The sequence below is a fragment of the Arthrobacter sp. ZBG10 genome (genome assembly GCF_001238605.1).
Classification (GTDB): Bacteria; Actinomycetota; Actinomycetes; order Actinomycetales; family Micrococcaceae; genus Arthrobacter.
Window position 1 is genome coordinate 1 of sequence record NZ_LFQH01000066.1, and the last position, 9210, is coordinate 9210.

9 protein-coding genes and 1 pseudogene are annotated in these 9210 nt (G+C 69.4%); 8 read left to right on the forward strand and 2 right to left on the reverse strand.

The window, feature by feature from the left end; genetic code table 11:
• Positions 1-62: 62 nt before the first annotated feature.
• Positions 63-1388, reverse strand: coding sequence for a class I SAM-dependent methyltransferase (locus ACU18_RS15735; RefSeq protein WP_050687071.1), 1326 nt, complete (start codon positions 1386-1388; stop codon positions 63-65).
• Between the two features lie 158 nt (positions 1389-1546).
• Between ACU18_RS15735 and ACU18_RS15740 the strand changes: the two genes are divergently transcribed.
• The 3 genes from ACU18_RS15740 (at position 1547) to ACU18_RS15750 (ending at position 5153) form a co-directional block, all read left to right on the forward strand.
• A complete protein-coding gene (locus ACU18_RS15740) occupies positions 1547-2626 on the forward strand; it encodes an FAD-dependent oxidoreductase (RefSeq protein ID WP_050687061.1) in 1080 nt (359 codons plus the stop codon).
• Between the two features lie 26 nt (positions 2627-2652).
• The gene (locus tag ACU18_RS15745; protein WP_050687072.1) at positions 2653-3789 is read left to right on the forward strand and encodes a class I SAM-dependent methyltransferase; all 1137 of its coding nucleotides are present in this window, start codon (positions 2653-2655) and stop codon (positions 3787-3789) included.
• Positions 3790-3950: 161 nt separating this feature from the next.
• A complete protein-coding gene (locus ACU18_RS15750) occupies positions 3951-5153 on the forward strand; it encodes an ROK family protein (protein ID WP_050687063.1) in 1203 nt (400 codons plus the stop codon).
• A gap of 36 nt (positions 5154-5189) precedes the next feature.
• On the opposite strand, the gene ACU18_RS15755 is transcribed toward ACU18_RS15750, so the two are convergent.
• Positions 5190-5393: a hypothetical protein gene (locus tag ACU18_RS15755; RefSeq protein ID WP_231686111.1), complete on the reverse strand. Its 204-nt coding sequence runs from the start codon at positions 5391-5393 to the stop codon at positions 5190-5192.
• A 139-nt stretch (positions 5394-5532) separates the two neighbouring features.
• Here ACU18_RS15755 and ACU18_RS15760 point away from each other — a divergent pair, with 139 nt between their 5' ends.
• The 5 genes and pseudogenes from ACU18_RS15760 to ACU18_RS15780 form a co-directional block, all read left to right on the forward strand.
• A complete protein-coding gene (locus ACU18_RS15760) occupies positions 5533-6540 on the forward strand; it encodes an AAA family ATPase (RefSeq protein ID WP_050687065.1) in 1008 nt (335 codons plus the stop codon).
• 6 nt (positions 6541-6546) lie between these two features.
• The gene (locus ACU18_RS15765; RefSeq protein ID WP_050687066.1) at positions 6547-7446 is read left to right on the forward strand and encodes a DUF58 domain-containing protein; all 900 of its coding nucleotides are present in this window, start codon (positions 6547-6549) and stop codon (positions 7444-7446) included.
• Positions 7436-7906: a hypothetical protein gene (locus ACU18_RS15770; protein WP_157407771.1), complete on the forward strand. Its 471-nt coding sequence runs from the start codon at positions 7436-7438 to the stop codon at positions 7904-7906. The genes ACU18_RS15765 and ACU18_RS15770 overlap by 11 nt, the downstream gene beginning before the upstream one ends.
• Entirely contained in the window at positions 7897-8877 is a 981-nt protein-coding gene (locus ACU18_RS15775) for a vWA domain-containing protein (protein ID WP_050687070.1), read from the forward strand. The genes ACU18_RS15770 and ACU18_RS15775 overlap by 10 nt, the downstream gene beginning before the upstream one ends.
• Positions 8874-9210: pseudogene (locus ACU18_RS15780) on the forward strand (vWA domain-containing protein); the annotation flags it as partial. The gene ACU18_RS15775 and the pseudogene ACU18_RS15780, both read left to right, overlap by 4 nt.

The window sequence follows — 9210 nt, forward strand, 5'->3', positions numbered from 1 at the left end:
AACTTTCGGGGACCAGTTCATCGCCGGTGGTTCCCTTTTTGTTGCCGGCGGCAGCGACCGGTTCAGAGCCATTCCGTCCGCCGCAGCGGCGGCTCCGCCCCGCCGGGCCGCCGGACCAGCACCTGGTTGACGCCGGTCAGGTTGTTTTCAAAGCCCAGGGCGCTGGACGCCATGTAGAGGCGCCAGATCCTGGCCCGGCCAGGGCCGGCGAGCTCCACCGCACGGTCCCAGCCGGCCTCCAACCGGTTGACCCACGCCCGCAGTGTCAGCGCGTAGTGCCTGCGCAGCGCCTCGACGTCAAGGATCTCGAAGCCGGCGGTCTCCAGCGCCGCCGCCATCTCCGCGAGGCTGATCATTTCCCCGTCAGGAAAGACATACCGGGGGATAAACGAGTCCGGGTCCGGGCTGGTGACCCCGGCGTTCCAGGAAATCGCGTGGTTCAGCAGCCTCCCGCCGGGCTTGAGCAAACCGAACAGCGTGGCCGCATAGCCAGGCGTCCCGGCCCGCCCGACATGCTCCGACATGCCGATTGAGCTGATGGCGTCAAACGGGCCATCCGGAACATCGCGGTAGTCCTGGACCCGGATGTCCACTGCGTCCGCCACGCCCGCATCCGCAGCCCGTTCGCGGGCCCGCTTAGCCTGCTCCGCCGAGAGGGTGACACCCACCACCGTGGCGCCATACCGGCTGGCAGCATGCAGGGCGAAGCTGCCCCAGCCGCAGCCCACGTCCAGCACCCGCATGCCCGGCTGCAGCCCGAGCTTGCGGCACACCAGGTCCACCTTGGCTTCCTGGGCGGCGTCCAGACCTTCAACCAGGCCGTTGCCTGTCCCGTGGCCGTCCGCACCGTCCGCCGGAATCCCCTCCCACACCGCGCAGGAGTACACCATGGACGGGCCCAGGACCAGTTCGTAGAAGTCGTTGCCCACGTCGTAGTGATGGGAGATGGCCGCGGAGTCCCGGCGGCGCGTATGCAGCCGCCCCGTCCGGCGGACCTTCGCCTCCTCGGCAGGCGGCGCAGGGTTGGGCCCCAGGGCGCCGAGCCGGACGGCTGCCCGGACCAAAACCAGCAGTTCCCCTGCCGTGGGTCGGCGGAACGGGCCCGGTTCGGCGAACTTTCCTGCCGAGCTCAGCGCCGTGAAGGCAGCGAAGATATCGCCCGGGGTGTCGATTTCGCCGGCCACGTAAGCGCGGCTGAGCCCCAGCTGGCCTGGCGACCACAAAATCCGCCGGAGCGCGCGCCGGGACCGGAACTCCAGGATCGGTGCACCCAGGGGCCCTGCCTCTGAACCGTCCCACGCGCGCAGGCGCAGCGGAATGCCTTCCGTGCCCAGCACCACCCCCAGTGCTGCGGCAAGCCGGTCAGCATGTCCAGTCCCTGCGGCCACGGCGGTCCTGCCTTCCCGGACGGCCTCCCCGCCGCTGGCCAGTACCCTCGGCAACCGTCATGCACGTCCTTGGGCCAACACTAAGGCCGGTCCCCGCCGTTGTCAGCGCCCCTGGAGCAGGGAATTTTCCGGTGTCGGGGCGCGACTATCATGGGGGAGTGAACCCTGCCCTTGCCGACGTTGTGGTCATCGGCGCCGGCCAGGCCGGCCTGTCCGCCGCGTACCACCTGTTGCGGCGCGGCCTGGACCACGTGGTCCTGGACGCCGAAGACGGTCCGGGCGGCGCCTGGCGGCACCGGTGGAAAAGCCTTCGGATGGGCACCGTGAACGGCATCAGCGACCTGCCGGGTGCGGCCAAGCCCGCGGTGGATCCCGCGGAACCGAGTTCGGAGTTCCTGAGCCGCTACTTTGGCGGATATGAGGAGGAACTGGCGCTGGCCATCAGGAGGCCCGTCAAAGTCCGTTCCGTCAGCAGGGCAGACAGCAACCCCCTCGGCAGGCTGCGGATCACCACTGACGACGGCGTGTGGTCCGCCCGGGCGGTCATCAACGCCACCGGCACCTGGACAAGGCCGTTCTGGCCCATCTACCCGGGCCAGGCCGGCTTCCGTGGCCGCCAACTGCACGTGGCCGACTACGTGGCGGCGGAGGAATTTTCGGGCCGCCACGTTGCGGTGGTGGGCGGCGGGATTTCAGCGGTGGGCCTGCTCGCCGAAATCTCGCTGGTCACCAGTACCAGTTGGTTCACCCGCCGCCCGCCCGTATGGCGGGACAGCGGCTTCGATGGCCGGGCCGGCCACGACGCCGTGGCGCTCGTGGAAGAGCGGGTGCGGCAGGGCCTGCCGCCGCAAAGCGTTGTGTCGGTGACCGGCCTGCTCTGGACACCCACCCTCCGTGCCGCAGCCGCCAGGGGAGCCCTGGACCGGCAGCCCATGTTTACGTCCCTAACGCCCGACGGCGTCCGCCTCGCCACCGGGGAGCTGCTGAAGGTGGACGTCATCCTGTGGGCCACCGGCTTCCGCGCCGAACTGGAGCACCTTGCCCCGCTTCACCTGCGGGGACCCGGCGGCGGAATTGCGATGGCCGGAACGCAAGTGGCAGCCGAGCCGCGCGTGCATCTCGTGGGGTATGGGCCGTCGTCGTCCACCATCGGCGCGAACCGGGCGGGCCGGGCGGCAGTGGCAACGCTCCTCAAGCTGCCGCAGCTGGCCGCACCGGCGCAAGGACGGCAGCAATGACCACCGAGGGAGAACCCGAAAACAGCATGGACCAGCCAGCACACATCATTGATGACCTTTTCGCCGGCCTGCGCCGGCGGCCCGACGTGGAAGCGGCAAACCTCCATGCCTGGGACGCCACCGACCGGCTCCTGCTCGAGACCGCGGCTGCCGAAGGACGCGCGGGCACCCGGATCGCCGTGATCGGGGACCGCTATGGTGCCCTGACCCTCGGCGCCGGCGCCGTGCTGGAACCGGAGGACCTGCGGGTGCACCAGGACCTGGTGACCGGCGAGCGGGCGCTGCGCCTCAACGCCGGACCCGGTGCCCGGTTTGAGCAGCTCCCCCTCGGGGCGGACCTGCTGGCCGGTGCGGGGACGGTGCTCCTCCAATTGCCTAAGACCCTGGCCGAACTGGAGGAGATCGCCGCGGCCGTGGCACTGCATGCGGACCGGGACGCGGTGGTGCTGGCCGGCGGCCGGGTGAAGCACATGTCGCTGGGCATGAACCGGGTGCTGGAACAGTACTTCACCACCGTCCAGCCGCAACTGGCGCGGCAGAAATCCCGGGTCATCCTGGCATCCTGGCCGCGGTCGGATGCGCCGGCCACCAAGTTCCCCGTGCTGGAACACCTGGCGGAGCTGGACCTGGCGGTCGCCGCCCACGGTGCCGTGTTCGCCGGCCCGAAGCTGGACATCGGCACCCGGTTCCTGCTGGACTTCCTGCCCACCATGCCCGCAGCGGCGCACGCGGTGGATCTGGGCTGCGGCACGGGCATCCTGGCCGCAATGTATGCCCGCAGGTTCCCGGGGGCAGTGGTCACCGCCAGCGACCAGTCAGCGGCCGCCGTGGCTTCAGCGCTCGCAACGGCCCGCGCCAACAACCTGGCGGACCGGATCAGTGTCCTGCAGGACGATGCACTCAGCACCCTGCCGGCGGGCAGCGCGGACCTGGTCCTGCTGAACCCGCCCTTCCACGTGGGCGCCGGGATCCATGCCGGGGCCGGCCTGAAACTGATCAGCGCCGCCGCGCGCGTCCTGGCACCGGGCGGTGAACTCTGGACCGTCTACAACCGGCACCTCCCGTACCTGCCGGCACTCGAACGCGAGGTGGGGGCCACCGATGTCCGGGGGCAGAACCCAAAATTCCTGGTGGCACGGACCGTGCGGCGGGCCTTGCGCTGACCGCTGAATTACCGCGCGCCGCGCCGTCGGACAGACGTATGGCCTGCGGGAGGGCGTAACGTACGATTCAAGAATCACCACTGCAACGCAGTAAAGGTATAGGGGAAGAAGTGACTGAGATCCGCCCATCCTCACCGAGGCGCGGAACCAACCTGCCCAAAATGGGGGACTTCAACCTCACGGTGATCGTTGATGCCATCCGCAGGTCCTCCGGCGGGATGAGCCGGGTGGAGCTGGCCCAGATTGTGGGCCTGTCCCCGCAGACCATCTCCAATATTTCCCGCCGGCTCCTGGACCAGCACCTCATTATCGAAGCCGGCAAGGAAGGCAGCGGCCCCGGCAAGCCGCGGACCATCCTGCGCCTCAATCCTGCCGGCATGTACGCCTTGGGGGTCCACCTGGACCCGGCCGTCACCACCGTGGTGGTGCTGGACCTCGTAGGGGCGGTGGTGCAGCATTCCCGCATTGCCACGCCGGGCGGCAGCGACCCGGCCGCCGTCATCGCCACCATTGCCGCGGAGATCGCCGCCGTTGTGGCTGCATCCGGGGTGGACCAGAGCCTGATAGCCGGCCTGGGACTGGCCACTCCCGGGCCGATCGACCTGGATAACGGCACGGTGGTTGACCCGCCACTGCTTCCCGGCTGGGACCGGGTGGAACTGCGCAACGCCCTCTCGGCAGCGACGGGCTACTCGGTCCTGGTGGACAAGGACGTGACCAGCGCCGCCGTGGCCGAGACTTGGGCCGGCGGCCCCAGCGGTTCCGGCAGCTTCATCTTTATGTACATGGGCACCGGTATTGGCTGCGGCATCGTCCTCAACGACGAAGTGGTCCGTGGCACGTCAGGCAACGCCGGCGAGATCGGCCACATCATGGTGGATCCGGACGGCCCGCCCTGCGACTGCGGCCAGCGCGGCTGCGTCAAGTCCTCCTGCATCCCGCAGGTACTGGTCGCGGAGGCCCAGGCCGCCGGCGTCCTGGATGGCCCGCTGGCGGGCACCAGCGGAGCCGAAATCCAGCAGCAGTTCTCGCGGCTGTGCAGCCTGGCAGCCGAGGGCAACGAAAAGGCTTCCGCCATCATCGACAAATCCGCCGTGCTGGTGGCCCGGGCGGTGTCTGTTGTCGCCAACACCCTGGACATTGAACGGGTGGTTTTCGGTGGCCCGTTCTGGAGCGGACTGTCGGAGCGCTACCTGGAACTGCTGCCCCCGCTCCTTGACGCCAGCAGCGCCGCCCGGCTGATCCACCCCATCGATGTGGTGGGAACCGGCGTTGGCGAGGACGTCGGGGCCATTGGTGCCGCGTCGCTGGTCCTGGAGCACACCCTGGCCCCCCGCGCCCAGCGCCTCCTGCTGGAAAACTGACAGCAGAAGGTTGGGCACAGCAGCCGGACAGGCTGGCTAGTCGATGTCCTCGAGGACAACCCCGAACGGAAGGGTCTCATCGAGGTGCGCCTGGTGGCCGGTTGAGCCGGGGTTGTACACCACGCGGACCCCGTGCAGTCCATCCGCAGCAGACTGCTGCAGGACCGGCTTGACGGTGTTTACGAACATCTCGCTCTTGTCGGCGAGAAACTCCTTGTAACTGGCTGGAAGCTCGCTCATGGCATCAGGATAGACCTGCCGGGCGCGGATGGGGAGTGGTCCCCATTGCCTCCTCCACCCCATCCGGCTTGGATAGGATGGCGGGCGGAGTGCAGGCGCCCGCCAGTACCCATCAACCAGCCAGCCAGGGGGACCACCAGTGCAGCAGACCCGTGCCGCCGCAAGGATTGAACCGGCGGAGCTGGCCAGGGCACAACAGGTCGCGGCCAACATCACCAGGAGTTTCGAAACCAAAGTGGTGGGCCAGTCCCGGCTCCGCGAATCGCTGTTGGTGGGGCTGCTGACCGGTGGCCACGTGCTCCTGGAAAGCGTTCCGGGCCTGGCCAAAACAACCGCGGCCCAAACGGTGGCCGATGCCGTCAGCGGCGACTTCCGCCGGATCCAGTGCACCCCCGACCTGCTCCCCAGCGACATCGTCGGCACCCAGGTCTACGACGCTTCCACCGGGACGTTCTCCACGCAGCTGGGCCCCGTCCACGCCAACATTGTGCTCCTCGACGAAATCAACCGGTCCAGCGCCAAGACCCAAAGCGCCATGCTCGAGGCCATGCAGGAACGGCAGACGTCCATCGGCGGCCGGGACTACCCGCTGCCGGCGCCCTTCCTGGTGTTGGCCACGCAGAACCCCATCGAGCAGGAAGGCACCTACCAGCTGCCCGAGGCGCAAATGGACCGGTTTATGCTCAAAGACATCCTGGACTACCCCACACCGGCGGAAGAGGCGGAAATCATCCGGCGGATCGACGCCGGCGTGTACAGCAAGGAGCAGGCACCGCCCGCCGCCGCGTCCCTGGCCGCCGTGGCCGCTGTGCAGGACACCGTCCGGCGGATCTACCTCGACCCGGCCATCGTCAATTACATCGTGGGCCTGGTCTTCGTTACCCGCAATGCCGCCCAGTACATCGATCCCCGCCTCGCCGGGTACATCGAATTCGGTGCGAGTCCCCGCGCCAGCATCGCCTTCAGCCAGGCCGTCCGGGCGCGTGCCCTGCTGGAAGGGCGGGACCACGTGATCCCCGAGGACGTGAAGGCCCTGGCCCACCGGATCCTCCGGCACCGCCTGATCCTGGGGTTCGACGCCGTTGCCGAGCAGGTGCCGGTGGAAACCGTGATCGACGCGGTGGTCAATGCCGTGCAGACGCCGTAGGGCTGCATGACTGCACTCCTGCACCGGGTGAAGTCGAAGATGTTCATCTTCGCCCACCGGAAAGCCCGTGGCCTGCTGGATGGGGAATACGGCTCGGTCTTCAAGGGCCGCAGCCTGGACTTCGACGACCTGCGGGCCTACGTTCCCGGCGACGAAGTCCGCGATATCGATTGGAAGGCCTCCGCACGGCACGGCTCGCCGCTGATCCGGCGCTATGTGGCAGTCCGGCAGCAGCAGGTGCTGCTGGTGGTGGACACCGGCAGGAACATGGCGGCCGAGTCCCTGGGCGGCGAACCCAAGAAGGACATCGCCGTGATGGCGCTGGGTGTGCTGGGGTCCCTGGCGCTGAACCACGGCGACCCCGTGGGGCTTGTCCATGGCGATGCCACCGGTACGCAGGCCCTGCCGGTCAAGGCCGGCGACGCCAACCTCGAGCGGATCCTCCGGAAAGTGGACGACGTCGGCCGCCACAGCGCGCCCAGTGCCCCCGGGGAGCAACTCGGGTTCGTCGAGCGCACCTTCCGCCGCCGGATGCTGCTGTTTGTGGTGGCGGACGAGGGCGCCGTGGCGGAGACCACGGAACGCCAGCTCCGGCGGCTTCGTGCCCAGCACGAAATCCTGTGGCTGACCATCCGGGACGCGGACCTGACCGCACCGGCGCCCGCTGCGGACCCGGCCGGGCGCGGGACAGTACTGCGGGATGTGGTGGGGCGGGCCGCCGTCGTCCATCCCGTGGCAGCCTCGCCCAAGGTGCTGGCCGCATATCAGCTGGCCCGGACGGAGCGGGATGCGTCCCGCAGCGCCATGCTGCGCCGGGCCGGTATCACCGAAGGGTACGCGGGCTCCAGCCATGAGGTGGTCCCCGCCATCTTCTCGCTTCTGGAAAGCCACCGCCGTGGCGGATGACCAGGGCTTCTACGCGCCCCTGGGCTACAGCCCGCTGTGGTTGTGGGCAGGCCTGCTCCTGGCTGCGCTCGCGGTGGGGTGGATTGTTGCCGTCCTGGCAGCCACCCGGCAACCCCGCGCGCGGACCGCACCGGACAGCCCCGCCGCCGTGCTGCCGGCTGCCGGGTTGAAGGCGCATTACCTGGCCCGGATCCACGAGGTGGAGACAGCGGCCGGAACCGGGGCGCTGCCGCAACGCGCCGCACACCAGGAGCTCAGCCTCCTGCTGCGCCTCTTCATCCGGGATGCCACCGGTCAGGACATGACCCGGATGACGCTGGCGGACATCCGGGAGCAGCCATTGCCGGGGGTGGCCGAGGCCATCGGCAGGATCTATCCGGGCGAGTTCGCCGCTGAACCCCTGCCGTCCGTTACGGCGTCCGCAGCAGCGGCCCGGGAAGCGGTGCGGGCATGGAGCTGATGTACTGGTGGATTCTCCCGGTGGGGATCCTGGCAGGCGCTGCAGTGGCCTGGTGGTTCCTCCGCCGTGACAAGGACTGCCGGCACCGGGCTGTGGCGCATACGGACCGGCTGACCGCCCTGCCCGAGTACCGGGATGCCCTGCGGCGCCACCGCAGGCTGCTCGCGGTCATGGCAGGTTCCGCCGCGGTGCTGCTGCTGGCGGCCCTGGCTGCTGCCGCGAGGCCGGTGAGCGCCACCGTGACCACACCGGCGGAGCACAGCCGGGACATTATGCTGTGCCTGGATACGTCAGCCTCCATGGCCAGCGCCGATGCCGCCATCGTCGGGGTGTTCCAGGACCTGGCCCGGGAGTTCGACGGCGAACGCATCGGCCTGATGATGTTTGACTCCTCCGCAGCCCAGGTCTTTCCGCTGACGGATGACTACCAGCTGGTGGCGGAGCAGCTGGCGCGGGCCCGCAACGCCTTCGAGGGCGGTCCCGGCGACGCTGCCTTTTTCGCCGGGACAGGGGTGGCGCCGGGGTCGTCGCTGATCGGTGACGGCCTGGCTTCGTGCAGCCAGGGATTCCCCGGACCGGACGATGGCAGCCGCACGCGGTCGCTGGTGCTGGCCACGGACAACTTCATCTCCGGCAACCCTATATTTACGCTGGCCGAGGCCGCAGCCCTGGCCAGGGACAAAGGCATCAGGATCCATGCACTGAACCCGGCGGACTTCGACTACGGCGACAAGCCCGGGCAGGAAGGTGCCACCCTGCGGGCGGCGGCCGAGTCCACCGGTGGCGGGTATTACCCGGTGGACTCTCCGGCGGCAGTGGGGTCGATTGTCCGCGAGGTGCAGCGCACGGAAGCGGCGGCACGCCAGGGTGCACCGCAGCGGGTGGTCACTGACCAGTCCGCATGGCCGTTGGGTCTTGCCCTGCTGGCGGGCCTGGTGCTGGTGGGCCTGGCCTGGCGGGTGGACCGATGAGCCTCCTTCCCATCCTGCCCTGGTGGCTGCTGGCCCCCCTGATGGCCGTCGCGACTGCGGGCATTGTGTGGCAGCTCCACCGGAACCGGTCGTCACCGGCAGCGGCGCGGGACTGGGCCGCTCGCGGGGTCCTGCTGGCGCTGCTTTTTGCCGCCGCCCTCCGCCCGGGGGTGGGCGGCGCAGCTACCCAGGCAGCGCCCGCCGACGTCGACGTATTCCTGGTGGTGGATACCACCAGCAGCCTCGCCGCCGAGGACTTCGGCGGTGAACCCCGCCTGGCCGGAGTCCAGCGTGACGTCGCCGCGGTGGCCACGGGCCTGGCCGGCGGCAGGT

Excerpts from the sequence above, each read along its gene's own strand:
- ACU18_RS15775 (WP_050687070.1), top strand. The coding sequence starts at position 7,897 with ATGGAGCTGATGTACTGGTGGATTCTCCCGGTGGGGATCCTGGCAGGC.
- ACU18_RS15765 (WP_050687066.1), top strand. The coding sequence starts at position 6,547 with ATGACTGCACTCCTGCACCGGGTGAAGTCGAAGATGTTCATCTTCGCC.
- ACU18_RS15745 (WP_050687072.1), top strand. The coding sequence starts at position 2,653 with ATGGACCAGCCAGCACACATCATTGATGACCTTTTCGCCGGCCTGCGC.
- ACU18_RS15755 (WP_231686111.1), bottom strand. The coding sequence starts at position 5,393 with ATGAGCGAGCTTCCAGCCAGTTACAAGGAGTTTCTCGCCGACAAGAGC.
- ACU18_RS15750 (WP_050687063.1), top strand. The coding sequence starts at position 3,951 with ATGGGGGACTTCAACCTCACGGTGATCGTTGATGCCATCCGCAGGTCC.